We start from the raw sequence: 26,158 nt of genomic DNA on the forward strand, positions 1-26,158 counted from the left end.
CGCCACGGCACGACCAACACCCCCGGAGACGACCGGACGGCGAGTCCGGCTCGGGAACCGGCTCACCGGCCCTTTCCGGGGTCTCGGCGGACGGACTGCTGACAGGCGACGACGCGTTTCCCGAGGACGCCGGCTCCGACGAGATCCGGATCCGGACGGCCGACGCGTCGGACTTCCAGCGGGAGTTCCGGACCCGGTTCACCTGGTACCTGCGGGTCCGCGACTGGCTGCGCGCCCACCGGGTGCGTACGCACCTGGTCAGCGGCATCGAGTTCCAGATGGCGGTGTTCGTCGTCGGCCCGCTGACCGGTCAGATCGTCCCGGTCACCGTCGGCGCCGCCGTGCTGCTGCTCGTCTTCGAGGCCGCGATCATGTACAAGCTCTGGCTGTCGTCCCGCGACTTCGCCCGCGCCCTGGCCGCCCTCGCTCCGTAGAACAAACCGTTGACAAGCCGGATAAACAGTGCAAAAGTGACCTCCCAATACCCGACTATCTATATCGGAAATAGGGAAAATGTTCGGCCTCTGGACGAGTGCCGGGCCTGAGTTTCTCGCCGGCCCCAGCCGGCCGGCGAGGTAGGGACCATCCATGCGTCGCCGTCAGCACCGTCTGCTGTTGTCCTCCCTCGCCGCACTCTGCGTAGCAGCGGCCGGCGCCTGTTCGTCCGCCCCACCACCACCCGTCACCGACCAGGCCGCCGACGAGGGCGCGGCCGGCTCGGGGGCCGGGTCGATCGTCTGGGGCAAGCCCGCCGACCTCATCGAGTACGACCCGCAGACCTCGCCGAACGGCGTGTCCTGGCAGCTGATGTTCCTGGTGTACGACACGTTGGTGCACACCGGCGACGATCTGGAGACGCTGCCGGGCATCGCCGAGTCGTGGGAGCAGAAGTCGCCGACCGAGTACGTCTTCCACCTCCGCGACGGCGTGACCTTCTCCAACGGGCGGGCGCTGGACTCCAGTGACGTCGTGAGCTCGTTCGAGCGGCTGCTCGACCCCGAGCTGGGCGCCTCCTGGACGGGACAGCTCGGGCCGGTGAAGTCGGTGACCGCGTCGGACGCCAGGACCGTGACGTTCACCCTGTCCCGGCCGTACACACAGTTCGTCGCGTCACTCGCCAACATCGCCACCGCGATCCTGCCGATCAAGGAGCTCAAGGCAGGGACCTTCGATCCCACGAAGGAGCTGCTCGGTTCCGGCCCCTACCAGGTGGCCTCGCACAAGCAGGACCAGTCCTGGACGTTCACCCGGAACCCGCACTACTGGCGCACCGGACACCCGAAGCTCGACCAGGTGGATGTCCGGATCATCCCTGACGACACCGCGCGCATCGCGGCGTTGCGCAGCGGCGCCGTCGACATCGCCAACTTCGAGAACGTCGACGCGCCCCAGTTGCTGAGCGGGGTGGCGAACGTCACGTCGGTCGTGCAGGACACCACCGACTACTACCGGATCGATGTGAACGAACTCGGCGGCAAGCTGGTCGACCAGCGGGTCAGGCAGGCGATCAACATCGCGATCGACCGCGACAAGATCCGCACCGCGGCGCTCGGCGGGCTGGGCAAGGTCACCGCGGCGACCCCGCCCGGCCTTCCCGACTCGTGCGACCCCGACGCGATCCCCTCCGCCAAGGCGACCCTGGACGACGCGAAGAGGCTGCTCAAGGAGGCGGGCGCGGAGAACCTCACGTTCACTCTCATCGCGTCGCCGATCTATCCGACGTTCCCGCTGATCGCACAGGTGATCCAGGAGGACCTCGGCAGGATCGGGGTGAAGGTGGACATCGCCCAGCTCGACGTGGGCGACTGGCAGAAGCGGGTGTTCACCGACAAGCCAGGCACCTTCGACGCCGCCATGTCCTACTTCGCCGGATATGCCGACCCCGGCATGGTGATCTCCTGGTGGGACCCGAAGAAGTCCGTGTGGAACGACGGCTTCCTGAAGCGGGACGCCGACCTGGTCAAGCTGATCGAGCAGTCCCAGACGCTGCCGTCGGGCCCCGAGCGCAAGGCGGTGCTCCAGCGGGCGTGTGACCGGATCGACTCCGACGCCGGCATCATCCCGCTGGTCACCCGCCCGGTCGTGGTCGGCTACCGCACCGACCGGGTGAACGCCGAGATCCAGCCGAACGAGGGCTACCTCAACCTGTTCCGCAACATCGACGAGTTCAGCTCCGCCTCCTGAGCGGCGCGGACCAGGTGAGGTGCGTGATGTCCTCGTTCGCCGCGCGCGGGAACCGGCCCCCGGCATGAGATCCGCTGCGTGGTTCGTCGTCCGGCGGCTGGCCGGCGCGGCGGTGACGGTCTTCTTCGCGTGCGTGGTGATCTTCACGGTGCTGCGGCTGGTCCCGGGAAGCTACGCCGACATCGTGCTGGGGCCCTACAGCACCGCCGAGCTCCGGGCCCAGGCGGTGGCGCACTACGGCCTCGACCGGCCGCTGCCGGAGCAGTTCCTGCGCTGGCTGGCCGGGTTGTTCCAAGGCGACCTCGGCTTCTCCATGATCAGCCGGCTGCCGGTCGGCTCCGTGATCGCGGAGCGGCTGCCGGTCAACCTCGAACTGGCCGCCCTGGCCGGGCTGATGGCACTCGCCGTCGGCGTGCCGCTCGGGGTGGTGTCCGCGCTGCGGGCCACCCGCCGCGCCGTCGCGGGAGCGGGCCGGCTGGCCGGGGCGATGGGCCTGAGCGTTCCCGACTTCGTCCTGGGCAGCGTGCTGGTACTGGTGTTCTCCAGCGTCTCGCTCGGGCTGCCGGTGAACGGGTACGTGCCGTTCACCGGCGATCCGGGCGGCAACCTGCGCGCGATGGCGCTTCCCGCCACGACACTCGGCGTATTCGTCACCGCCCTCACGCTGCGCACGACCAGGGACGCGGTCCTCGGCGTGCTCACCGAGCCGTACGTGACCGCCGCCTTCGCGCGCGGGGAGAGCCGGGCGCGGATCGTCCGCCATCACCTGCTCCGCAACGCGGCGATCCCGGTCGTCACGGTGCTGTTCACCAACGTCGCGTACATCGCCGGGGGCGCCGTCGTGGTCGAGCGGATCTTCACTCTGCCCGGTCTCGGGGACGTGCTGTTCGGCGCGATCACCAACCGCGACTACGCGGTCGTGCAGGGCGTCGTGCTCCTCGCCGCGGTGCTCTTCGTGACCCTCAACACGCTGACCGACCTGGTGTACGCGCTGCTGGACCCGCGCGTGGCCCCGAACGGAGGCTCGTGAACACCCCCACGCGCCCGCCTCGCGGACTGCCCTTCCGCGGAGACCCGCTGTCCAGGATCGCGCTCGTCGTTCTCGTCGGGATCGTCGGGACAGGCGTCCTCGGCCCGTTGCTCGGCCTCGGCGGCAGCGCGCGCGAGCTGGTCGGCCCCAGGCTCTCCGGACCCTCGGCGCAGTGGCCGCTCGGTACCGACAACCTCGGCCGGTCCCTGCTGCCCCGGGTGATCGAAGGCATCGGGACGACGCTGCTCCTGTCGACGCTGGCGGTGCTGGTCACCTGCCTGGCGGGGGTCGGGTTCGGCCTGCTCGCCGGATACCGGCGGGGCGCGGTCGACCAGGTGGTGGTCCGGGCCACGGACACGCTGTTCGCGTTCCCGCCGATCCTGCTCGCCCTGGTGTGCTCGGCCGTGCTGGCGCCCGGGATCACGGCCGTGCTGCTGAGCGTCGTGCTGGTCACCCTGCCGTTGATGATCCGGGTGGTCCGCGCCTCGGCGGCCGCGGTGGCCGGCCGGGATTTCGTCCTCACCGCCGTGGTCAGCGGCGCCTCGACCTGGCGCGTGCTGCGGGTGCACCTGTTGCCCAACGTCATGGGACCCGTCGTGGTCCAGGCGACGTACGCGGTGTCGGCCGGGATGCTGGTCGAGGGCGCGATCAGCTTCCTCGGCGCCGGCGTGCAGCCGCCCCGGGCGTCACTCGGCTCGTTGCTCCAGGAGGGCAGCCCCTACATCACCACCGCGCCGTGGTACGTCCTCGGCGCCGGCGCGGTGCTGGCCGTCACCATCCTCTCGGTGAACCTGCTCGGCGACGGCGTCCGCGACGTTCTCGACCCGCACACCGACACCGGCCGGGAGGTCGCCTCATGACCGCTCTGCTCACGGTCAGCGACCTCGGTGTCGACTACGTCACCCGAGGCCGGCGGCACGCCGCCGTCAAGGGGGTGTCCCTGTCCGTGGACCGGGGCGAGGTCCTCGGCCTGATCGGGGAGAGCGGCTCGGGCAAGAGCACGCTCGGCCTTGCCGTCGGCGCGCTCCTGCCTCCCTCGGCCCGGCTGACCGGCGGCGAGGTCCGCGTCGCGGGCGACTCCGTCTTCGACGCCCCGCACGACAGGCTCCTGGAGCTGCGCAGGCGGCGACTCGGATTCGTGTTCCAGAATCCGATCACCTCGCTCGACCCGACGAAGCGGATCGGCCGCCAGTTCGCGCTCACCCTCTCCGCCCTCGGCCTGCCGCTGGACGTGCGCGCGGAGTTGACCGCGGTCGGCCTGAGCGAGCCCGACCGGGTCGCCCGCAGCTATCCGCACGAGCTGTCGGGCGGCATGGCGCAGCGGGTGTTCATCGCGCTGGCGCTGGCGTCCCGCCCGGAGCTGGTCATCGCCGACGAGCCGACCGCGTCCCTGGACAGCGAGGTCCGCGACCTCGTGCTGGACCTGCTCGTCGACCGGGTCCGCCGTACCGACGCCGGCCTCCTGCTGCTGACCCACGACCTGCGTGCCGTACGGCGGCACAGCGACCGGATCGCGGTCATGTACCGCGGCGCGCTCGTCGAGTCCGGCACCACCGCCGAGGTCTTCGCCGCGCCGTCGCATCCGTACACCCGCAGCCTGCTGGACTCGGTGCCCGGCTCCAGCCCGGCGACCGGCCCACCACCAGGCCCAGCGCCCGCCTCATCGACCGGCTCATCGACCGGCTCATCGACCGGAGGGGGAGACGCGGATGGATAGCCCGCTGGTCGAGGTCGACGACGTCGACGTGGTGTACGCGGGAGGGCCGCCGTGGGCGAGGAAACGCGTGCCCGCGCTGCGGGAGGTGAGCTTCGCCGTGCGGGCCGGCGAGACGGTCGGCGTCGTCGGCGAGTCCGGCTCGGGAAAGAGCACCGTGGGGCGGCTCTGCCTCGGCCTGGTACGCCCCTCCCGCGGCCAGGTGCGTTTCGACGGGAGCCCGCTGCGCCCACCGGGAGGCTGGTCGCGCGGCGCCCTGCAGGCGGTGTTGCAGCAGCCGGCGTGGAGCCTCAACCCTCGGCTGCGCGTCGCCGCCTCGGTCGCCGAACCGCTCAGGATCACGGGGACGACCGGCCGCCGGGAACTGCGGGAGGCGGTGGCGGACGCGCTGGAGAAGGTCGGCCTGGACCCGGCGACGGCCGAGCGCTATCCGCACGAGCTCTCCGGCGGCCAGCGCCAGCGCGTCTCGATCGCCCGCGCGCTGGTGACCAGGCCGCGATTCATCCTGTTCGACGAGGTGACCAGCGCCCTGGACGCGCTCATCCAGTCGCAGATCCTGGACCTGATCCGCCGCCTCCAGGCCGAGCACGGCTTCGCCGCGCTGTTCATCTCCCACGACCTCGGGGCGGTACGTCACGTCGCGCGCACCGTGGCGGTGCTCCGCGGTGGACGGCTGGTCGAACTCGCCGAGGCGGAACGCTTCTTCTCCGGGCCGGAACACCCGTACTCCCGCCGGCTCCTGGAGTCCGCGACCTGAAAGGGGAACCCCATGACAGCCGACACGCCCGCGGCGAACCTGCTGGCCGGAAGGTGGCGGGAACCACGCGGCGACGCCGGAGAGCCACAGTACGATCCGTCGACCGGCGCCCGCACCGGATGGCTCGACTACGCGAGCGTCGAGGACGTCCACGCCGCCGTCGACGCGGCGCACAGCGCGCTGCCGGGCTGGCGGAGCCGACCGGCCGCCGAGCGGACCGCTTTTCTCGCCGCGCTGGGCCGGCTGCTCCGGCGGGATCGGGAGTCGCTGGCCCGGACCATCGCCGCCGAGGTGGGAAAGCCCCTCCACGAGGCCGGCCGCGAGGTGGACACGTCCGCCGGACTGCTCGCCGACGTCATGGCCGGACAGATCTGGCCGACCGACCGCGACACCTCCTCGCCCGCCGTGCACGGCGGCATCTCGCTCTACCACGAGCCGCTCCTCAGCCCGCTGGCCATGGCCGCGCCCGCGCTCGCCACCGGCGCCACCTACGTGCTGCGTCCCTGCACCTGGTCGCCGCGCACGGCGGTGCGGCTCGGCCGGCTGATGGTCGAGGCGGGCCTGCCCGAAGGCGTGCTGAACATCGTGCAGGGCTCGATCCAGGTCGTGGACGCGATGCTCGACCACCCGGGCATCGGCGCCATCTCGTACGTCGGCTCCGGCCCCTGGGCCGGATACATGCTGGATCGGGGCCGATCCCACGGCAAACAGGTCCGGGCGCAGGGCGCGATCGCGCGGCTGCACCTCGTCGCGCCCGAGCCTGGCTGGTCCGACGCGGAGCTCCGGCGGATCGCGGCCAGCGTGTGGGCTACGGTCACGCCGCTGGCCGGTCAACGCCGGCTCGCGGGCACCGCGGTCGTCACGGCCCCGTCGCTCGCCGATCGGATGGCGGCCGCCCTGACGGCCGCCGCCACGACGCTCCGCGTCGGCCCCGCCGTCGATCCGTCGAGCCGGCTCGGACCCGTGATCCGGCCGGACCGCCTCCGGGAGCTGCGGCGCCTCCTGCCCGGCGGCCCGCACCCCCTCTCCGCCGGACTTCCCCTGGAGGGCTTCTTCGTGCCGCCCACCGTGGTGGACCTCGCCGAAGGCGCGTGGTGGCCCGCCTCCTCGCCGTACGAGCCGCAGGAACCGCACGAACCGCAGGAACCGCACGGACCGCAGGAACCGCACGGACCGTACGCGGAAGTGCCCGGCCCGCTCGTCGGTCTGCTCAGGTCCGAGGACATGGCGTCGCTCGTGCGGTCCCTGCCCTACAGCACCGTCGCCACCGTCCACGGACGCCCGTCCGGCGACCCCGACGCGGTGCGCGCGGCCACCCCTTCGACCGGTCTCGTCCTGATCGACCGTGGTGAGCCCGGCCACGTCACGGAGCGGTCCCCTCTCGCCGTCGAGGGCCCGTCCCTCCTCTTCCACGCCCCGGACTCGCCGGTTTCGTCACCCGCATGAGGCGCATCACGGGCCGAGGCTGAGACAATCGGTTCATGGCTGCCAAGGACGGCGACGGTTGGGCCGAATGCGGGCGAGGGCACCGGCACTGGGGGCTGCACGGAGCCTCCGGCCTGCTGGCCGTGCACCATGACACGTCCGGCGTTCCACACGTTCTCATGCAGAAGCGGTCCTGGTGGAGCCACCACGGCGGCACCTGGGGGCTGCCCGGTGGCGCGCGCGACAGCCACGAGGACGCCGTGGCGAGCGCCCTGCGCGAGGCCCGCGAGGAGGCCGCGCTGGGCGGCGACGGGCTGCGGGTGCAGGGCGTCTTCCTCGACGACCACGGCGGGTGGACGTTCGAGACGGTGATCGCCGAGTCGTCGGAGTTGCTGGCCGCCGTCCCCGCCAACGGTGAGAGCGCCGAGTTGCGCTGGCTGCCGTTGCCCGAGATCGGCGCCCGGCGGCTGCATCCGGGGTTCGCCGAGACCTGGGACCGGATCCAGGTCGAGCTCCAGCCCGAGACCCTGGTGCTCGACATGGCCAACATCATCGGCGCGCGCGCCGAGCACGGCTGGTGGAACGATCGGCTGGGCGCCGCGACGCGGCTGCTCAACGAGGTCTCAGTGCTCAAGCTCGGGCATCCGGTGCTCGCCCAGTGGTATCCACGGATCGTGGCCGTCGTGGAGGGCGCCGCCAAGGAGGCGCCGGCCGTCGCCGGGGTGCAGGTCGTGGCCGCGACGGGCAGCGGCGACGACGCGATCGTCGATGTGGTGCGGCAGGCACGTCCGTGGGAGCGGATGCTGGTCGTCACGGCCGACCGGGGGCTGAAGGAGCGCGTCACCGAGCTGGGAGCGCGCACCGTCGGGCCGAAGTGGCTGCTGTCACAGCTCGGCGGCTGACCGGAGGCCGTCCACGGGCCTCCGGCTCGATGCCGCGATCCACCGCCGCCCGAACGTAACACCCCTGCCGCGACAGCCGCTATGGTGGTGTGCGCACTGGAGGGTTCGCATAGTGGACGAGTGCAGCCGCCTTGAAAGCGGCCAGGTCAGCGATGGCCTCGTGGGTTCGAATCCCACACCCTCCGCTTACCCCTGGCTTCCCGCGAAGCCGTCGCCGACGCACGCCGCCAGTTGCAGGTAGGCGTCGCGCGTGGCCTCCTGGAGGCGGTCAAGGTCGATCTCGGCGCCCTCCTCCAGATGCGGGTCGTACGGCACGCGGATCACCGCCCGGCACCTGGCGGCGAAATGGGCCTCCAGCTTCTTGATGTCCACCGCCGACTTCGAACGCGGCCTGACGCTGCACAGCACCACGGTCGCGTCGCTGACCAGGTCGCCGTAGTGGTGGGCCTCCAGCCAGTCGAGCGTCGCCGAGGCCGCGCGGGCGCCGTCGACCGACGGCGAGCTGACCAGCACGATCTGGTCGGCCAGGCCGAGCACGCCGCCCATGGCCGAGTGGAGCAGCCCGGTGCCGCAGTCGGTGATGCAGATCGAGTAGAAGTTCTCCAGCACCTGGGAGATCGACTGGTAGTCGGCGCCGCTGAACGCCTCCGACACCGACGGGTCCCGGTCGGAGGCGAGCACCTCCAGCCGCGAGGGCGCCTGCGAGGTGAACGCCCTGATGTCGACGTACCTCTTGACCTGGTCACGCTCGTTCAGCAGGTCACGTACGGTCGCCGAGGTCTCCAGGACGAGCTTGTCGGACAGGGTGCCGCGGTCGGGGTTGGCGTCGATCGCGATGACCCGGTCACCGCGCACCTGGGCGAGCGTGGCGCCCAGCCCGACCGTGGTCGTGGTCTTGCCCACGCCGCCCTTCAGGCTCAGCACGGCGACGCGGTGGTGTCCGGTGGCGACCGGAGTGCGGGCCCTGGTGAGCAGCTCACGGCGGCGACGGACCTCCGGTGCCTCGCCTGGCTTGATCCAGCCGCCCGACGCCTTGTAGATCACTCGGCGCCAGCCCTTGGCCGGGGCGTTGCGGCGGCCGCGCAGCAGCGTCTCGGGGTCGAGACTCTCGGCCGTCGGCCTGCCGGTCACCGGCGGGCGCGGCGGCGCGCTGAACACGGGCACCGGGGCGGGGCGCCGCCGCCGGTCGGGCATCGGCGGCTCCGGCCGCGGCTGGCCGTAGGTCCGCGGCTCGTCGAAACTGGGCGACTCCTCCTCGACCGGCCGCCCCCGCCGCGACACCCTCGTGGGCCTCGCCTGGTCGGCGACCTGGGACGACTCGGCCGACCGCTCGGCCGTCGAATCGAAAGCCCTAGGCCGGTCGAAGGACTGCTCGACCGACCGGTCACCGGACCGATCGAGGAACTCATCGCCAGGTCGATCGTAGGACCGGTCGGAAGGGCGACCGACGGGCTGATCGCCGGACCGGTCGAAGGACTGATCGGCCGAGCGATCGCCGGACCGGTCGAGGGACTGGTCGGCCGACCGATCGAGGGGCTGATCGCCGGGTCGATCGTAGGACCGGTCGGAAGGGCGACCGACGGGCTGGTCGCCGGGGCGGTCGGAGGGCTGATCGGCCGACCGTTCGCCGGGGCGGCCGAAGGGAGGCTGCGGGGGCGGCGAGAGGTCGAACGAGCGGGACCGGCCGAACGCCGGAGGCTGGTCCAGAGGCCGCGACCCGGCCGGGGAGCCCGGCTCGTCCGTTGACGGGTCGGCGGTCGGCGAGGAGCCGGCGGCCCGCACGGGGCCGTAGCCGCCGGACTCGTCGAAGGAGCTCGGCTTGTCGGGGGTGTCCTCGGACGAGGCCCCCTCGGCGGGCTCGGCCGGGTGCACCTCGAAGGCGCCGGGCCGCGACTCGCCGGCCTGCCGCTTGTCGCCGAACGCCCGCTTGTCGCCGAACGCCTGCTTGTCGTCGAACGCCTGCGGCCACTCGGGCGGCTCGGGCCACTTCGTCGGATCCGTCGTGCCGGGCCCGGAGCCAGAACCGGGAGCGGGCTCGGCGAAGGAGATCGTGTAGGTGTCGGTGTCGTCGGGCCGGGGCAGCGGCTTGAGCGGGGCGAGGAACGCGTCGTCCGGCCTGTTCAGGTTCAGGGTCGGGCCCGCCGGCGCGGTGTCGTCCGCAGAGCCGGCCGTCTCCAGCCACTCGGCGGCCTCGCTCTCCCCATCGGGCAGGGCCTCGGCGGCCTGCGCGCCGTACACGGAGTCGACCGCGGCGCGGAACAGCGGCGGCGTCGGCGTCTCCGGCTGGGAGGGCACCGACAGCCACGGATCCTGGGGGTACGGCGATGCGGCGGGCTCGTCGGGCGACGCGTTCGAGCCGGTCGAGGCGCCCGGGGACGCCGGAGCCGGAGTGCTGACCTGGACAGGTGCCTCTTCGGTCTCCTTGATTGCGTCCAGCCAGGCCAGCTGTTCCTCGAGCGAATCTTCGCGATCGTGTCTTGCCACCGTGTTCCCCCTCGGGTGGGTCTAAAGGGGCAGCAAATACCTTGCAGGGTAACGCCATGTGTTCCCATGAACGCGGCCAACCCACAACTTCCTTGCCCGGCTACATTTGGTCCATGCGAGCCATCGAGATCGCCCAGGCAGGCGGGCCAGAGGTCCTGGAGTGGCGCGAGGTGCCCGATCCGCGTCCTGAGCAGGGCGAAGTCATCATCGAGGTGACGGCCGCCGGGGTCAACAGGGCCGATGTTCACCAGCGCAACGGTTTCTACGATCCGCCGCCGGGCGCCTCCCCTTATCCGGGGCTGGAGGTCTCCGGTGTGGTGTCCGAGATCGGCGCCGGCGTCGAGGGCTTCGCTCCGGGCGATGAGGTGTGCGCGCTGCTGAGCGGTGGCGGCTACGCCGAGCGGGTGGCCGTGCCGTGGCAGCAGGTGATGCCGGTGCCCGAGGGTGTCCCGCTGGTGCGGGCGGCGGCGCTGCCCGAGGTGGCGTGCACGGTCTGGTCCAACGTGTTCATGCTCGCGCGACTGCGCCGGGGCGAGACGCTGCTGGTGCACGGCGGGGCGAGCGGCATCGGCACGTTCGCGGTGCAGTTGGCCAAGGCGCTCGGCTCGCGGGTGATCACGACCGTCGGCTCGGCGGCCAAGGCGGAGCGGGTGGCGGAGTTGGGGGCCGACGAGGTCATCAACTACCGCGAGGAGGACTTCGCCGACAAGGCGCGTGCCGATGTGATTCTCGACATCATGGGCGCCAAATACCTGTCCGGCAACATCCGGGCACTCAACAGCGGCGGGCGACTCGTGATCATCGGGCTGCAGGGCGGTCGCAAGGCCGAGATCGACCTCGGCGCCCTCCTCGCCAAGCGCGCCACCGTCCACGCCACCACGCTGCGCGCCCGGCCGGCCGACGACAAGGGCGCGATCGCCCGCAGCGTCGTCGACAACGTGTGGCCGCTGGTCAGCGCGGGTGCGGTGCGCCCGGTGGTCTACGCCGAAGTGCCCATGTCCGAGGCGGCCGAAGCTCACCGTATGTTGGATTCCGGCAACCACATCGGCAAGATCCTGCTAGTACGGTGAGAGATATGAATGCAGAGGACAACAACACCCCTCATATCGTGGTGGTCGGTCCTGACTTCCAAGGCAAGGGCGAGGACGACGAGCGCTCGGTGGCCAACCTGGTCGAGCAGCCCGCCAAGGTGATGCGCATCGGCAGCATGATCAGGCAGCTCCTCGAGGAGGTCCGCGCGGCTCCCCTCGACGAGGCCAGCCGCAAGCGCCTGAAGGAGATCCACGGGTCCTCCATCAAGGAGCTCGAGGACGGCCTGGCCCCCGAGCTGGTTGACGAGCTGGAGCGGCTGTCGCTGCCGTTCACCGATGAGAACGGCACTCCTCCCAGCGAGGCCGAGTTGCGCATCGCCCACGCCCAGTTGGTCGGATGGCTCGAAGGTCTGTTCCACGGCATCCAGACCACGCTGTTCGCGCAGCAGATGGCGGCCCGTGCCCAGCTTGAGCAGATGCGCAGGGCGCTGCCCGGTGTGCCCCATGACGACCAGCCGCGTCCTCCCGGCGGCTCCGGCCCCTACCTGTAGAGCTTTTCGAGCACCAGGGCGACCCCGTCGTCGTTGTTCGCCGCCGTCACGTGGTCGACGGCGGCGAGCACTTTGGGATGCGCGTTCGCGACGGCGTACGACGTCCCGGCCCACGCCAGCATGGGCAGGTCGTTCGGCATGTCCCCGAACGCCACCGTCTGTGACGGGTTGATCTCGTGCCGTTCGGCCAGCACGGCGAGGGCGGTGGCCTTGGTCACGCCGTGGGCGCTCATCTCGATCAGGCTCCGGCCGCTGGAGTGGGTGCTGGTCACCAGGTGACCCACGAGATCGTCCACGGTCGCGTGCAGGCGATCGGGGTCCATGTGCGGATGCAGCGCGAGCAGCTTGGCGCACGGTTGAGAGGTCAGCGTCGTCATGCCCACACGCAGGCCGCCGACGAGCTTGCGGTCCCAACCGCCGAGCGGGAAATCCGACTCATGCGCAAATCCGCCTTCGTACTCGACCGAAAAGGCGAGTTCGGGCACGTTCGCTCGTAGCTGAGCGACGACTTCCTCAAGCACCTCGGCGGAGATGAGGTGAGATTCAACTATCTCCTCCGTATGGAGGTCATAGATCAGCGCTCCGTTAGCGCAGATCGCCAGGCCGTGATGGCGCACGGCGTCGGCCACGCCGCTCATCCACCTGGGCGGGCGCCCGGTCACGAAGACGAGCGCGGCACCGGACGCCTCGACCTTGGCGAACGCCGCAACCGTACGGGGAGAGACGGTTCCGTCCGTGCGCAGGGCGGTGCCGTCCAGGTCGGTGGCCACCAGACGTGGCGCGGGAGAGCTCTGCATAACACGTTCCAGTTTGCCGGGTGATGCCGCCGACCAGAAATCTTCGTGGGGAGGGGAACACCAACCCGCCAGAATGGTGTTAGATGAATGGCGTTGTATTAGCTGATCCCGTAGTGAAAACCAGCATGAGTTGTCTGAGCCACCCCGGGTGCTTGCTGTACGACACACCGGGATTCGCGAGGTGCGGGTCCCATAGATTCACATCCTGAGGGAGAGCTTTTATGGCTCAGGGAACCGTCAAGTGGTTCAACGCTGAGAAGGGCTTCGGCTTCATCGCCCCGGACGGCGGTGCGCCGGACGTGTTCGTGCACTTCTCCGAGATCGTCGGCAACGGCTACCGCAGCCTTGAAGACGGCCAGCGGGTCGAGTTCGAGATCACGCAGGGCCAGAAGGGGCCGCAGGCCTCCCAGGTCCGTGCCATCTGACCTGTAGCAGCGAGACAGACCGGGGTTCGCTTCCAGCGGACCCCGGTCTTTCGCGTCCGGGACGATGACGGATCGATCACAGGTGCGGCTCGACTCACACCGGGCCGAACCATGAGCTTCTCGCCGTCATCGACACATGCATGAGGCACGCGTGGTTATGTCACCCCGTGACGATGGTCGCGGTGATCGTCCTGCTGCTCAACGACCACCTGCTCAAGCAGGCCCATCCAGGGTTCGTCACCGGCAAGCTCAGTGACGTCGCCGGCCTGGTCGTCGCCCCTCCCCTCCTCGCGCTGCTGTTGTGGCGCCGGGCCGACCTCACGGCCACCCTGCTGACCGGAGCGCTCTTCACGCTCGTCAAGACGACGGAGACGGGCGCTGAGACCGCCTCCCACCTCTGGACCCTGGTGGCCGGCCCATCGCGGGTCCTGGCCGACCCCACGGACCTGCTGGCGCTGCCCGCGCTCGGACTGGCCTGGTGGATCCGCCGGCGCACCCTGCTCGCCGACTCAGGGCGGTGGCGGCCGCTGGTCACGATGCCGCTCGCGCTGCTCGCCGTGGTGGCCACCTCCGCCGCCCCTCCGCCGCCCATCGCCGACTCCGTCCTCGTGGACGGCGGGCGCGTCATCGTCCACACGTACGAGGGCTTCGAGAGCGACAGCGGCGTCACCGGGATGGTGTCCGAGGACGGCGGGGCCACCTGGTCCGAGTGGTACCCGAGGCGCGAGCGGGCGCCACAGAGCGCGGCCTGCGTGCCCGGACGACCCCAGCGCTGCTACCGGGTCCTCGACGAGACGACCGTGACCGAGTCCGACGACGGCGGCGTGACCTGGCACGAGTCGTGGAAACCGGCGGCGGGCGGCCCCGGCGCCCCCCAGCGCCTTCGTGCGCTCGCCGTACAGGCCAGGCCCGGAGGGCACGTCGTGGTGGTCGCGGGCGGGGTCGACGGGATCCTCGTACGGGACGTCTCGGGGGCCTGGCGGCAGGCGGGGTGGCCTCTCTTCGCGCCGCCTCGGGCCGAACCGGCGGATCCGGTGGGCGAGGAGCGCGGGATCGCGTTCTTCCTCGCGGCGACCGTGCTGCTGGGCGCGTTGGGGATCGGGCTGAGGCAGTTGCGGGCGCCCTACACGGTCTTCGCCGTGGTCGGCCTCGGCGGGCTGCTCTACACGACGTCCCAGGCGGTGCACGCGTCGGGGATCGACCCCGGCGGCCTGCTCATCGGCGGCTCACTGACGCTGATCGGCATCCTCATGTGCCTCGTCCTGGCCGCGGCGGGACGCATCCGGCCCACCGCGGCGCTCGTCGGCCTGGGCGCCGCCCCGCTCGTCTTCGCGGCCGTCTACGGGCCCTTCTACGGCTGGACGCAGGGCGTGCCCGCATCGTACGGCGTGGCCGTCGCCGCGGCGGTCGTGCTGACCACGGGCGTCGTCGCCGCCGGCGGCCTGCTCATCAGGCGCGACGCCTACTTGACCGGCTCCAGCACGTCGAGCCCCACATAGGGACGCAGCGCCTCGGGCAGCACGACCGAGCCGTCGGCCTGCTGGTGGTTTTCCAGGATCGCGACGATCCACCGGCTGGTCGCCAGCGTGCCGTTGAGCGTGGCCAGATGCTGGGGCCGGCCGTCCTTGTCGCGGTAGCGGATGCCCAGCCTGCGGGCCTGGAACTCGGTGCAGTTGGAGGTCGAGGTCAGCTCGCGGTAGCGGCCCTGGGACGGCAGCCACGCCTCGCAGTCGAACTTGCGGGCCGCCGACATGCCGAGATCGCCCGCCGCCGTGTCGATGACCCGGTAGGGCACCTCGATCTTGGCCAGCATGTCCCTCTCCCACGCCAGCAGCCGCTGGTGCTCCTCGTGCGCCTGCTCGGGGCGTACGTAGGAGAACATCTCCACCTTGTCGAACTGGTGGACGCGGATGATGCCCCGGGTGTCCTTGCCGTAGGAGCCGGCCTCGCGCCGGAAGCAGGACGACCAGCCCGCGTAGCGCAGCGGCAGCTCGTCGCCGCCGAGGATCTCCTGGGCGTGGTAGCCCGCCAGCGACACCTCGGAGGTGCCGACCAGGTAGAGGTCGTCATCGGGCAGGCGGTAGATCTCCTTGTCGTGGGCCACGTGGAAGCCCGTGCCCTGCATGGTCTCCGGCTTGACCAGCACCGGCACGATCATCGGCGTGAACCCGGTGCCGATCGCCTGCTGCATGGCCATGTTGAGCAGGCCGAGCTGCAGGCGGGCGCCGACGCCCTTGAGGAAGAAGAACCGCGAGCCGGAGACCTTGGCGCCCCGCTCCATGTCGATGGCGTCGAGCCGCTCACCGATCTCCAGGTGGTCTCTCGGCTCGAAGTCGAAGACGCGCGGCTCGCCATGGGTCTCGAGCACCACGTAGTCGTCCTCGCCGCCGGGAGGCGCGCCCTCCTCGACGATGTTGGGCACCGTCTGCAGGACCTCATCGAGCTCGGCGGCCAGTTTTTCGGCCTCCGTCTCGGCACCCCTGACCTGGGCGGCGAGCTCCTTGGCGCGCTGCAGCAGCGCCGCCTTCTCCTCGCCCTGCGCCCGGGAGACCGACTTGCCGAGGATCTTCTGCTCGGCGCGCTGCGACTCGAAACTGGTCAGCGCGGCGCGACGGCGCTCGTCGAGGTCGAGCAGCGTGTCGACGACGGAGTCGTCCTCACCGCGGGCACGCTGCGACGCCCGTAGCCGGTCGGGGTCCTCACGAAGGGTACGCAGGTCAATCACAAGGAAAGGCTACCGGCGCACGGCAACCGCGCGCTCCTCAATTGGGCCCCGCCTCAGACCTGACCGGCGCGGACCCGGGCGAGCCACTCGCCCGCCTCGGCGAACTCGCCGTCGGCGGTGCCCCGCTTGATCTGCGGCGCCACCCCGTCGGCGCGCGGATAGCTGCCCAGGAAGCGCACCTCACCGCAGATGCGGTGAAGCCCGGCGATGGCCTCGCCCACGCGGGCGTCGGCGACATGGCCCTCGAAGTCGAAGTGGAAGAAATAGCGGCCGATGCCGTCTCCGGTGGGCCGCGACTCGATGCGGCTCAGGTTGACGCCGCGCACCGAGAACTCCGTCAGCATCTCCAGGAGCGCGCCCGGATGGTCGTCGGCCAGGAACACGACGAGCGTGGTGCGGTCGGAGCCGGTCGGCTCGGGCAGCGGGCCGGGCCGGCTCACCCTGACGAACCTGGTCACCGTGTCGGACCGGTCGCCGATGTCGCCGGCGAGCTCCACCAGCCCGTAGTGCTCTCCCGCGATGCGGGCCGCGATCGCCGCGTCGTACGGCGAGCCGGGCAGCGCGACCTCCTGGGCCGCCGCCGCCGTGGAGGGCGCGGACACCACGACCGCGTCGGGCAGCTCACGGGCGACGTAGGCGCGGCACTGGGTGATGGCCGCCGGGTGGGTGTAGACCCGCTTGATGTGCGGCAGCTCCGTGCCGGGCCTGGCCAGCAGCGAGAAACGCACCGGCAGCAGCAGCTCGGCCGTGATGAGCAGGGGCTCGCCCCAGGCGAACTCGTCGAGGGTGGTGGTGATCGCGCCCTCAAGAGAGTTTTCCAGCGGGACGACCGCGCCGTCGGCCTCGCCACCGCGCGCGGCGTTGAGCGCAGCGGTGACGTTCGCGCAGGGCAGACGCTCGGCGTCGGGCTCCAGGAGCCTGAGGGCCTCTTCGGTGAAGGTGCCCTCTGGTCCGAGATAGGCGAGTCTGGGCATGGCTACAGAGTATCCGCAGGTTGGCGAGCTACGCGCGACTTCGTAATGACCGGTCCCAACCCGAGACGGCCGGCCCGCACCGCCTCCTCCTTTTGCGGCGCCAGCGGCCGCCCACCACCGCGCGCACGTTAGGTGCGGGTCTCGGAAGAACCGTTGATCGAGGTCAGCTCGATGCCGTCACCCGGGGGGTCGCGGTTTCCGCGCGCCGGGCGGGCAGCCACGACGCCAGCAGCCAGACCAGCGCCACGGCGCCCAGCCCGTAGGCGTTCTGCACGATCTTGCCCAGGATCGGGCTGACGAGCGGGATCTCCGCCGCCTTCAACGCCACCCCCCACCACGGGATCGGCAGCACATAGTAGAGCCACACCCCGGTGGCCACCCGGAGCCTGACCGGGTCGCGACCGTCCCCCACGATCGCGCCGAGCACCACGACCACCCAGGCCAGGTGGTGGATCCAGGCGACCGGCGACAGCAACACCGCCATCAGCCCGACCAGCCCGACCGCCACGACCGGGTCCTTCGCCCGGACCGCGCCGCGGAAGCCGTACCAGCCGACGAGCGCCACCAGCGCCAGCCAGAGCACGGTCGTCAGCGCGTCGGGAAGGTAGAGACGGATCAGCATGCCGCGGATGGACTGGTTGGTGGTGGCGGCGTTGGCGCCCAGCCGTTCGGGGTCGAGCAGGGCCGAGAACCAGAAGTCGGCGGCGTCCTGCGGGATCACCGCGAACGGCAGCAGCGTGAGCAGCGCCGTCGTGAACGCCGCCATGAAGAACGTCCGCCACTGCCTCGTCACCATCAGATAGATGAGGAAGACACCCGGTGTGAGCTTCACCGCGGTCGCCAGCCCGATCAGGAACCCACGCGGCCACCACGGCCGCCTCGCCACGCAGTCGGCCAGGCACAGCGCCACGAGCAGGATGTCGACCTGGCCGAACCGCACCTGGTCGCGGATCGGCATCAGATAGGCGCACGCCACCATCAGGAACGCGAACACCCACGGCGCGTGCCTGCCCAGCACCTTGCGGAAGGAGTAGGCCACGGCGACGCCGAGCGCCACGTAGACGCCGACGGTCCACACCCACTGGGCGCTCTCCCACGACAGTTTCGCGAGCAGCGCGGCCAGCATCGCCGCGATCGGCGGGTAGGTGAACGGGAGCAGCTGCGGCGCGGGCGTGAAGAACTCGTAGACAGAGCGGCCCTCGAGGATCATCTGCCCGCCGGTGCGGTAGACGTCGAGGTCGACCAGGCGCTGGTCGTCGGGATTGGTCAGCCAGTGCCGCACCAGGGGCGCCACGGCCACCGCGATGACCAGGACCGCGAGCGCCCACGCCCACCATTGCCGCCGGATCGACGGCTCGTCGCCACCTGTCACGGTGTGGCACGTTACCGTGGCTCTGCCCGATCGAAGCACGCCGGTTGATCCAAGAAGCACCACCCTGGGGGTCTCGCACATGCCGCACGTCACCTTCCGTGCGCCCTCCGGTCCCGTACGGCCAGCGACGGCACGGAGTGCGGCCCCTGGTCTCATACGACAGGCGGCGGCACGGAGTGCGGCCCTCGGTCTCGTACGCCCGGCGGCATGGAGTGCGGCCGGGCAGGCCTCGCGAGCCCTCACCGCCCTGCTGGGCATCGTCCTGGCCGTCCTCCTGTCTCCCGGCGCCGCCCACGCCGCCTCCCTGGCAGCTCCCCAGGGGCGGGTGGCGCTCATCGGGGTGCCCGGCCTCGAGTGGAGCGACCTCGACCCAACGCGCACGCCTCACCTGTGGAGGCTCGTCGCCGAGGGCGGATCGGCCTCGCTGTCGACCCGGGCCGTGCCGCCTCCGGATCGCGGCATCACCTGCCCGATGTCCGGCTGGCTCACCGTCTCGGCGGGCCAGCGGGCGGGCACGCCGGGCAAGGGGTGCCCGGCGATCCCGGATCCCCGGCCCGACGGGGAGGGCGCCACGGTGCCGGGGTGGGCGGAGCTGGCCGCTCACCAGCCGGAGACGGGCTACGACGCCCAGCTGGGCGCTCTCGGGCAGCTCGTCGCCGACGCCGGGGGGAAGGTGGCCGCCATCGGCCCGGGCGGGGCCCTCGCCGCTGCCGACAAGGCCGGGAACATCGCCAGATACGTCGACGATCCCGAATCCCTGCCTGACCTCACCCCTTACCACCTGATCGTCCTCGACGCCCCCGAGCTGGCCACCGCCTGGGCCGGCCGGCCACTGGACGAGTACGGTGTGCCGACCTCGATGCCGGCGGCGGCCAGGAAGGCGGCCGTGGCCGAGGCGGACCGCCGGATCGGCGCCCTGCTCACCCGTCTGCCGGCCGGCACCACCGTGCTGGTGGCGGGCGTCTCCGACGTGACCCCGAACGCCCACCTGCACGTCGCGCTGGCCACCGGCCCCTCCCCGGAGGGCGGGACGTACGGGCACGGGCACCTCACCGCGATGTCCACCCGGCAGGACGCCCTGGTCACGATCACCGACCTGACCGCGACCGCGATCGCGGCGCTCGGCCTCGACGCGCCGCGCGAGGTCGTCGGGCGGCCCTGGCGGAGCGACGGTCCCGCGCCGGCGACGCCCGCCGAGACGGTCGAGGAGCTGGCCGACGGCGATCTGGCCAGCCAGGTGCTGCGGGAGGTGCGCGGCCCGTTCTTCGCCGTCTTCGTCACAGTGCAGCTGCTCTTCTACGTCTTCGCCGCGCTGGCCCTGCGCCGCCGCCGCGACTCGGCGTCGTCGCCCGTCCAGGAGACCGCGAGCACCTCCCGGCTGCTGGCCACGGTCCAGGTCGTGGCCGTGGTCAGCGGGTCCGTCGCCGTCTCCACGTTCCTCGCCCAACTGGTGTCCTGGTGGAGCCTGCCGGCTCCGATGCTCGCGCTCATCGTGACGATCCTCGTGATCGCCGGGCTGATCAGCGCGCTGGCGTTCGCCGGCCCCTGGCGCGGGCATGTGCTCGGCCCCCTCACCGTGGTCGCGGGCGTGACGTCGGTGGCGTTGCTCCTCGACGTGATGACCGGCTCGACGCTGCAGGTGAACGCCGTGACCGGCTACGAGCCGGTCACCGGCGGCAGGTTCTACGGCTTCAGCAACATCGCCTTCGCCGTCTACGCGACCGGGACCATCCTCGGCCTGGCCGGCGTGGCCCAGTGGCTGCTCGGCCGAGGGACCACCCGGCTCGTCGTGGTGCTGGCCTGCGGGGCCTACGGCGCACTGGCGATCTTCGCCGACGGCTGGCCGTCGTGGGGCGCGGACTTCGGTGGCGTGCCCGCCTTCGTGATCGGGTTCGCCGTCTTCCTGATCATGCTCTATGGACGCCGGGTCTCCCTGGTCAAGCTGCTGCTGGTCGCTCTCGCGGGCACCGTGCTCATCGGCGGGATCGCCGTCTTCGACTGGCTGCGCCCGGTCACCCAGCGGACCCACCTGGGCAACTTCGTCCAGCAGATCATCGACGGCCAGGCCTGGACCGTCATCACGCGTAAGTTCGGCGCCATGATCGGCGTGACCGTGGGGAACTGGTCGCTGACCCTCCTCTCGCTCGTCGCCATCGCCTTTCTCTTCCTGGTGCTCGACCGCCCATCGCGCTGGGGCGCCTCGGCGCTCGGCCAGGCCTACGCCGCCGCGCCGCCGCTCCGCGCCGGTCTGCTGGGCGCCCTCACCTGCGCCTTCGTCGGCTTTCTCATCAACGACTCGGGCATCGCCATCCCGGCCATGGCCCTCACCGTGGCGGTGCCGCTGGCTCTGGCCGCCTCCGTACGCGCCCTGCGGCTCGCCAAGCCCACCACACCAGGCCAACCGTCAGCGCCAACAGCAACCACGGAACAACCTGAGCCCTGACGACGGTCCTCAACCATTCGAGGTCCTGTGGCTGCCCCACGACCCGCGCCGGCAGGTAGGCGAGCGACAGCACGAGTAAGTGCACCACGAGGAACCCGTCCAGCGCCGAGGCGGTCACCAGCGCGAGCATCGCGAACGCCAGCCCGTCATACCAGGGCAGCACGTACGGCGTCGCGAACACGTAGGCACAGACCAGCACGGCCGCCACGACCTCGGCGGGCAACTCCCCCCGCCCCCCACCGGCCGACAGCGTCGGCCCACCCCGCCCGGCATCGGCCGAGGAGGGCGCCCCACCTCGCTCGACCCCGGCGGATGACTGCGCCCCGCCCCGCCCGGCGCCGGCCGACGGCGCCCCACCCCGCGCCGCGCCGATGGACGGGACCGGCGAGCCCATGCCGGGGGCGCGCGACGCCAGGCGGAACAGTGACCAGGCCACCAGCGCGAGCACGAGCAGCGAGCCGATCTGGATCTCGCCACGGTAGGCGCTGCCCACTCCCACGATCCCCTGCAACCACCCCTGGACCAGCTTCCAGAACGAGGCGTGCGAGACGGCCTTGCTGGTGCGGGTCACCGGGGCGACGGCGTCGGCCCCCACGACGGCGTAGCCGACCACCACCACCGCCACGGCGGCCCCTGCCATCAGCGCCAGGCGGCCCGGCCGGCGGCGCAGCTCCCAGGCGAGCCCGAGGGCGACCAGCCCCGCGTTGAGCTTGATGGCCACGCCGGCCCCGAGAAGCAGCCCCGAACCGACCGGACGCCCGCGGGCGAGCAGCGCCGCCACCATGCACGCGATGGCCAGCGTGTCGACGTGCATGCCGGCGACCAGTTGGTAGAGCAGGAGCGGATTGGCCGTCCACAGCAGGGCCGCGCGCAGCCGCCTGGCGGGATCGTCCCTGGTGAAGCGGTCGATCAGCAGGCCGGTCACGATGAACGCCCCGGCGTTGAACAGGGCCAGCACGAAGATGGTGAGCCTGACCGAGTCGCCGCCTACCCAGCTCGCCAGGGCCTGCACGGCGGTCGCGACGGGGCCGTAGACGCTCGGCTCCTCACGCCACGGCGCCTCGACGGCGTCGGCGACCGGGTCGCCACTGAGATCGACCGCGCCATGGGTGTAGGGGTCGACACCGAGGACCACCATGCGCCCGTAGGCGGCGTAGTTGAGATGATCGCCCGACCCCGACGGCGGCAGGAACGCGAGCACGCCGGCGGCGACGCAGCCCACGAGCACGAGAGCCCGCGCGGACGGCAGCCCCCGAGGGCCGGAAATCCTGCTGGCCGGCGGGATGTCGCGAATGGCGAGGAGAGCCCCGAGGAGGCCCAGGCCGCCGAGGACCAGGGCCGCCACGGCCAGGGCGACCACGAGATGGGCGCTGGGCTGGAGGGCCAGAGAGTAGGGCGGGTGCCAGGCGGGGCCGCCGAGGGCGGGGACGACGGCGGACGGCCCGAGCAGGCCGAGACCCGTCGTCAGCAGGATCGAGCCACCGATCGCCGCCATGGCCAGCCTCGGGAGCAGCCAGGACGACCGGCCGCTCCGCGTCTCCGAAGTCACCCGCAAATTCCAGCACACTCACCACAACGCTCACGCCAGTCATCCCCAGCCTGTGGATAACTCCGCCACAGACGCCGCACTTGACCGGTCAGTACGGTGTTTGCCTGGTTTGCCGGGCAAGGATCAGCGCTTGGGGCGGAGTTTGTTGAGGTTTTGGGTGATTACCGGCTCTCGGGTAGCGAGAGCAAGCGCCACATCACGCAGTTGACGGGCGCGGTGAAGCTGGGCGTGCCAGTCGGTGCCCGTCGCCCGATGCCCCATCTCCACCTCGACCTCCGTCACGCGATAGCCCTTGCGCAGGAGGTCGATGGTCAGGCCGGTCTCCACGCCGAAGCCGTGGGCCAGCGGGCGGGCCGCCTCGAAGGCGTCACGGGTCAGGCAGCGCTGGCCGTTGAGCGGCTGCGTCGCCTCGAACCCGGTGGCACGGCGGATGCCGTCGCGCGAGAGCCTGACGACCATGCCGTGGCCACCGAGCTTGACCCGGGTGGCGAAGACGGCGATGGTCATGTCGGCCCTGCCCTCACGCACCGGCTCGATCAGCGCGGTCGCGGCCTGGGCGGTCTCCCCGAGGTCGGCGTCGAGGAAGACTAAGTGGCGCGGGACGTCTCCGTCGAGCAGCCGCACGGCCTCCGCGCCCGACTCCATGGCGGCCGCCTTGCCGCGGTTGCGGCTGTGGCGGATCACCCGGGCCCCCGCGGCCCGCGCCACCCTGCCCGTCTGGTCGGTCGAACCGTCGTCGACCACCACGACGAGGTCGACGCCCGGCAGGGCGAGGGCGGCCGTGACGGTGGCGCCGATCCGGTCCGCCTCGTCCTTGGCCGGGACGATCACCGCTGTGTCGCTCACCACGCCTCGCTTCTCGGGTGGACCGCCCCGCCGTGTCGGGCCGCCGTCATGATCCCTCGGCGATGAGGAACTCCTGCGGCACCTCGTCGTGCACGGTGAAGACCGAGTCGAGGCCGGTGACCTGCAGGATCTTGCGCACGGCGGGGCGAGGGGCGGCGACGTCCAGCGCGCCTCCCTGCTCCTTCATGCGTTTGAGCGCGGACAGCAGGACGTTCATCCCCGTGGAATCGCAGAAATCCACGGCGGACATGTCGATGACCACGCGGCTGGGCCCCTCCTGCAGCAGCCGAGTGAACTCGGACTGCAGGTGGGGTGCCGTATAGAGGTCGATTTCGCCGGTGATCGCAACGAGTGCATGGCCGGCATGTGATCGAGTCGAGACCTTGAGCTCCACAGGGGCAGGCTAGCGGCGACGAGCCTTCCGGTCACGTTGTCACGCCGATAGGGGAACCACAGCTTTTTGTCATCCGTTTAGGCTTCGCGGCAACGCAGAGTACGCGAAGCTTGACGTTGTGACACCGGTATGGCCGGAAGGGGCGGCTCGGCACCTCCCGCATCCGGTCACCACCTCACCGCGAAGGAGGGGCTGGGGCCGAGACCCACGGGCCCGCGTATCAATGAACACAGACAACCAACCGGAAGATCCTCAGCGCCAACGACTCCGCGAACATCTGGAGACCATCTTCATCCGCACCGACAAGGCCGCCTCGTGGCACGACGAGGCGAGCCGCCTTCGTGACCTCGTCAACCACGAGGGCTACGTACCCGTCAGCACCAAGCTCGCGGTCGAGGACCTCGACTTCCTCTCGGGCGCCCGCGAAAATCTGCTCGCGTTCTCGGAGCTGGGGCTGCGCCTGCTCGACCTGCACCAGCCACGCGACGCGGGGGGCATCACCAGTGACGCCGCCCATCCGATCCTGCGGTGCCGGAGCTGCATGTGGCGCTGGCCCTGCCCGACGTTCCGGGCGATGTCCGAGTCGTTCGGCTCGATGCCCGACGCGATCCTGCCGGAGCCCGCCTGAAGACCGGCACCCGCCGCGAAGACGACCCGTGTCAGCCCACCAGGGGGAGGCGGATCTCGAACCGGCAGCCGGGGCCCTCGTTGACCACGCCGATCATCCCGTCATGGGCCTCCACGATGCCCTGAGCGATCGCCAGCCCGAGCCCGGCCCCGCCGTCCCTCGTCGGGGTCCGCGCGGCCTCCCCTCGGAAGGCGACGTCGAACACCCGGGGCAGGTCGTCAGCCGGTATCCCACCACAACAGTCCGAAACCGACAGGCAGGCCATCCCGGAGTCGACCGCCGCCCGCAGCACGACCGCGTGTTCCGACGGGGTGTGCCGGATGGCGTTGACCACGAGGTTGCCCAGGGCCCGGCCCAGGGCTCCCGCGTCGGCCTCCACGGGCGCGGACTCGGCGGCGGCCACGGTCAGGCGCACCCCTTTGGCCCTGGCCAGCGGCTCGGCCCCGGCGAGGGTGTCGGCCACCAAATCGGCCAGCCCGATCCGGGTCCGGGAGAGCCGTAGCGTCCCGGCGTGGATGCGCGAGAGCTCGAACAGGTCGTCCACCATCGCCGACAGGTGCTCCACCTCCAGCTTGATCTGCGTGTGGTAGCGCCCGACCGTCTCGGGATCGGCCACGACCCCGTCCTCCAGCGCCTCGGCCATGGCGCGCATACCGGCCAGCGGAGTGCGCAGGTCGTGGCTCACCCAGGCCACCAGCTCGCGGCGGGCGCCTTCCAGCGCTCTTTCGCGGGCGTACGCCTCCTGCAGGGTGTTGGCGATGGTCTGCAACTCGGCCGGCAGGCCGCGCGGCGCGGCGAAGGGCAGGTCGCGCACGGCGGCGACCAGCCGCCTGCTCTCGCCCACGACCCGCCTGGCCAGCACGAACGCGACCCCCAGGCCCACCAGACCGCCGACCACGACGACGCTGAGCACGATGTCCCTGACCGAGCCATCGATGATCATTTTGAGCGTGATCGCCACGACGCCCGCCAGGGTGGCCACGATCGAGACCACCATCACGACACCGAGCATCATCGCGATCGAGCGGGTGCGCAGCCACCACATGACCGACACACCGACCAGGGCCACCACCAGCCCCAGACCGGCCGTGACCGCCACGATCAGGCTCAGGTCGTGGACCGCCGCGGCGCCCACCGTCAGGCCGTGGACGCCAGGGTCAACGATCAGCCCGTTCATCGCCCGTCTCCAGGGGTTCGTACCGATAGCCCACGCCCCATACCGTGACGATCCTGCGCGGCTCGGTCGGGTCCGGCTCGATCTTCTCCCGCAGCCGCCTGACGTGCACGGTCACCGTGGACGAGTCGCCGAACGACCAGCCCCACACCTGGTCGAGCAGCGCCGACCGGCTGAACGCCTGGCGCGGATTGCGCAGCAGGTAGGCCAGCAGGTCGAACTCCCGTGCCGTCAGCGGCACCTCAGCGTCGCGTAGCCGTACCTCGTGGGCTCCGACGTCGACCACCAGATCGCCATCACGCAGCACGCCCGTGCCACCCGTGACGGACGCCCCGCGCGCGCGGCGCAGCACCGACTGGACGCGGAGCGCCAGCTCGCGCGGGCTGAACGGCTTGGTCACGTAGTCGTCGGCGCCGGTCTCCAGGCCGACCACCCGGTCGATCTCCTCACCGAGGGCGGTCAGCATGATCACCGGGACCGGCCAGCGCTCCCTGAGCTTCCTGCAGACCTGCAGACCGTCGATCTTGGGCAGCATGAGGTCGAGCACCATGAGGTCGGGCGGTCGGGCCAGCGCGCGCCGCAGCGCCTCCGCGCCGTCGCCCACGCACTCGACCTCGTGCCCGTCGCGCTCCAGGTATCGCGCCACCACCTCCGACACGGTCGGATCGTCGTCGACCACCAGGATGCGCGTGTTCACAGCCTCACGGTACGGCCGGACGAGGCCGAACCGACACCCACGTCATCGGTTCGTAA

General features: G+C 71.4%; 23 protein-coding genes, 1 tRNA gene and 1 pseudogene. 15 read left to right on the top strand and 10 right to left on the bottom strand.

The window, feature by feature from the left end:
- Positions 1-170 precede the first annotated feature (170 nt).
- From AC5L3X_RS08175 to AC5L3X_RS08215, 9 genes and pseudogenes are all read left to right on the top strand, one after another.
- A pseudogene (locus tag AC5L3X_RS08175) lies at positions 171-416 on the top strand (CDP-alcohol phosphatidyltransferase family protein); the annotation flags it as partial.
- 172 nt (positions 417-588) lie between these two features.
- Positions 589-2,184 carry an ABC transporter substrate-binding protein gene (locus tag AC5L3X_RS08180; RefSeq protein WP_494856109.1) on the top strand — a complete coding sequence of 532 codons (1,596 nt, stop codon included), beginning with the start codon at positions 589-591 and terminating at the stop codon, positions 2,182-2,184.
- Positions 2,185-2,248: 64 nt separating this feature from the next.
- Complete coding sequence (locus AC5L3X_RS08185; protein ID WP_494856110.1) at positions 2,249-3,214, top strand: ABC transporter permease; 966 nt, start codon at positions 2,249-2,251, stop codon at positions 3,212-3,214.
- Complete coding sequence (locus AC5L3X_RS08190; protein ID WP_494856112.1) at positions 3,211-4,074, top strand: ABC transporter permease; 864 nt, start codon at positions 3,211-3,213, stop codon at positions 4,072-4,074. Before AC5L3X_RS08185 ends, AC5L3X_RS08190 begins: the two co-directional genes overlap by 4 nt.
- Positions 4,071-4,931: an ABC transporter ATP-binding protein gene (locus AC5L3X_RS08195; RefSeq protein ID WP_494856113.1), complete on the top strand. Its 861-nt coding sequence runs from the start codon at positions 4,071-4,073 to the stop codon at positions 4,929-4,931. Before AC5L3X_RS08190 ends, AC5L3X_RS08195 begins: the two co-directional genes overlap by 4 nt.
- Positions 4,924-5,685 (top strand): ABC transporter ATP-binding protein, encoded by a 762-nt coding sequence (locus tag AC5L3X_RS08200; protein ID WP_494856114.1) that lies wholly within the window; start codon positions 4,924-4,926, stop codon positions 5,683-5,685. Before AC5L3X_RS08195 ends, AC5L3X_RS08200 begins: the two co-directional genes overlap by 8 nt.
- Positions 5,686-5,697: 12 nt before the next feature.
- The gene (locus AC5L3X_RS08205) at positions 5,698-7,131 is read left to right on the top strand and encodes an aldehyde dehydrogenase family protein (protein ID WP_494856116.1); all 1,434 of its coding nucleotides are present in this window, start codon (positions 5,698-5,700) and stop codon (positions 7,129-7,131) included.
- A 35-nt stretch (positions 7,132-7,166) separates the two neighbouring features.
- Positions 7,167-8,012 (top strand): NUDIX hydrolase, encoded by an 846-nt coding sequence (locus tag AC5L3X_RS08210; protein ID WP_494856118.1) that lies wholly within the window; start codon positions 7,167-7,169, stop codon positions 8,010-8,012.
- A gap of 98 nt (positions 8,013-8,110) precedes the next feature.
- Positions 8,111-8,197, top strand: a tRNA-Ser gene (locus AC5L3X_RS08215).
- 1 nt (position 8,198) lies between these two features.
- Here the strand turns inward: AC5L3X_RS08215 and AC5L3X_RS08220 are convergent.
- Positions 8,199-10,496: a MinD/ParA family ATP-binding protein gene (locus tag AC5L3X_RS08220; RefSeq protein WP_494856119.1), complete on the bottom strand. Its 2,298-nt coding sequence runs from the start codon at positions 10,494-10,496 to the stop codon at positions 8,199-8,201.
- Positions 10,497-10,609: 113 nt separating this feature from the next.
- Between AC5L3X_RS08220 and AC5L3X_RS08225 the strand changes: the two genes are divergently transcribed.
- Both AC5L3X_RS08225 and AC5L3X_RS08230 read left to right on the top strand, forming a co-directional pair.
- A complete protein-coding gene (locus tag AC5L3X_RS08225; RefSeq protein WP_494856121.1) occupies positions 10,610-11,566 on the top strand; it encodes an NAD(P)H-quinone oxidoreductase in 957 nt (318 codons plus the stop codon).
- 5 nt (positions 11,567-11,571) lie between these two features.
- The gene (locus AC5L3X_RS08230) at positions 11,572-12,078 is read left to right on the top strand and encodes a bacterial proteasome activator family protein (RefSeq protein ID WP_189127385.1); all 507 of its coding nucleotides are present in this window, start codon (positions 11,572-11,574) and stop codon (positions 12,076-12,078) included.
- On the opposite strand, the gene AC5L3X_RS08235 is transcribed toward AC5L3X_RS08230, so the two are convergent.
- A complete protein-coding gene (locus AC5L3X_RS08235; RefSeq protein ID WP_308016009.1) occupies positions 12,069-12,848 on the bottom strand; it encodes an HAD family hydrolase in 780 nt (259 codons plus the stop codon). The genes AC5L3X_RS08230 and AC5L3X_RS08235 overlap by 10 nt on opposite strands.
- A gap of 248 nt (positions 12,849-13,096) precedes the next feature.
- Between AC5L3X_RS08235 and AC5L3X_RS08240 the strand changes: the two genes are divergently transcribed.
- A complete protein-coding gene (locus AC5L3X_RS08240) occupies positions 13,097-13,300 on the top strand; it encodes a cold-shock protein (protein WP_043619750.1) in 204 nt (67 codons plus the stop codon).
- Between the two features lie 167 nt (positions 13,301-13,467).
- Complete coding sequence (locus AC5L3X_RS08245) at positions 13,468-14,799, top strand: hypothetical protein (RefSeq protein ID WP_494856124.1); 1,332 nt, start codon at positions 13,468-13,470, stop codon at positions 14,797-14,799.
- On the opposite strand, the gene serS is transcribed toward AC5L3X_RS08245, so the two are convergent.
- The 3 genes from serS to AC5L3X_RS08260 form a co-directional block, all read right to left on the bottom strand.
- Positions 14,763-16,025, bottom strand: coding sequence for a serine--tRNA ligase (gene serS / locus AC5L3X_RS08250; RefSeq protein WP_189127382.1), 1,263 nt, complete (start codon positions 16,023-16,025; stop codon positions 14,763-14,765). The genes AC5L3X_RS08245 and serS overlap by 37 nt on opposite strands.
- A gap of 53 nt (positions 16,026-16,078) precedes the next feature.
- Positions 16,079-16,999, bottom strand: a complete 921-nt coding sequence (gene pheA / locus AC5L3X_RS08255) for a prephenate dehydratase (protein WP_189127381.1) — start codon at positions 16,997-16,999, stop codon at positions 16,079-16,081.
- A 163-nt stretch (positions 17,000-17,162) separates the two neighbouring features.
- Entirely contained in the window at positions 17,163-18,371 is a 1,209-nt protein-coding gene (locus tag AC5L3X_RS08260; RefSeq protein ID WP_494856127.1) for a glycosyltransferase 87 family protein, read from the bottom strand.
- 79 nt (positions 18,372-18,450) lie between these two features.
- Between AC5L3X_RS08260 and AC5L3X_RS08265 the strand changes: the two genes are divergently transcribed.
- Entirely contained in the window at positions 18,451-20,814 is a 2,364-nt protein-coding gene (locus AC5L3X_RS08265) for a hypothetical protein (RefSeq protein ID WP_494856128.1), read from the top strand.
- On the opposite strand, the gene mptB is transcribed toward AC5L3X_RS08265, so the two are convergent.
- The 3 genes from mptB to AC5L3X_RS08280 form a co-directional block, all read right to left on the bottom strand.
- Positions 20,696-22,363: a polyprenol phosphomannose-dependent alpha 1,6 mannosyltransferase MptB gene (gene mptB, locus AC5L3X_RS08270; RefSeq protein WP_494856129.1), complete on the bottom strand. Its 1,668-nt coding sequence runs from the start codon at positions 22,361-22,363 to the stop codon at positions 20,696-20,698. The two genes, AC5L3X_RS08265 and mptB, sit on opposite strands and share 119 nt — an antisense overlap.
- Positions 22,364-22,486: 123 nt before the next feature.
- The gene (locus AC5L3X_RS08275) at positions 22,487-23,212 is read right to left on the bottom strand and encodes a glycosyltransferase family 2 protein (protein ID WP_494856130.1); all 726 of its coding nucleotides are present in this window, start codon (positions 23,210-23,212) and stop codon (positions 22,487-22,489) included.
- A gap of 43 nt (positions 23,213-23,255) precedes the next feature.
- The gene (locus AC5L3X_RS08280) at positions 23,256-23,603 is read right to left on the bottom strand and encodes an STAS domain-containing protein (protein ID WP_189127379.1); all 348 of its coding nucleotides are present in this window, start codon (positions 23,601-23,603) and stop codon (positions 23,256-23,258) included.
- 223 nt (positions 23,604-23,826) lie between these two features.
- Between AC5L3X_RS08280 and AC5L3X_RS08285 the strand changes: the two genes are divergently transcribed.
- Positions 23,827-24,231, top strand: coding sequence for a hypothetical protein (locus tag AC5L3X_RS08285; RefSeq protein WP_189127378.1), 405 nt, complete (start codon positions 23,827-23,829; stop codon positions 24,229-24,231).
- 31 nt (positions 24,232-24,262) lie between these two features.
- On the opposite strand, the gene AC5L3X_RS08290 is transcribed toward AC5L3X_RS08285, so the two are convergent.
- Complete coding sequence (locus AC5L3X_RS08290; RefSeq protein WP_494856132.1) at positions 24,263-25,408, bottom strand: sensor histidine kinase; 1,146 nt, start codon at positions 25,406-25,408, stop codon at positions 24,263-24,265.
- Positions 25,389-26,102 (bottom strand): response regulator transcription factor, encoded by a 714-nt coding sequence (locus AC5L3X_RS08295; protein WP_494856133.1) that lies wholly within the window; start codon positions 26,100-26,102, stop codon positions 25,389-25,391. The genes AC5L3X_RS08290 and AC5L3X_RS08295 overlap by 20 nt, the downstream gene beginning before the upstream one ends.
- Positions 26,103-26,158: the final 56 nt, after the last annotated feature.

The organism is Nonomuraea sp. CX421 (genome assembly GCF_059358955.1).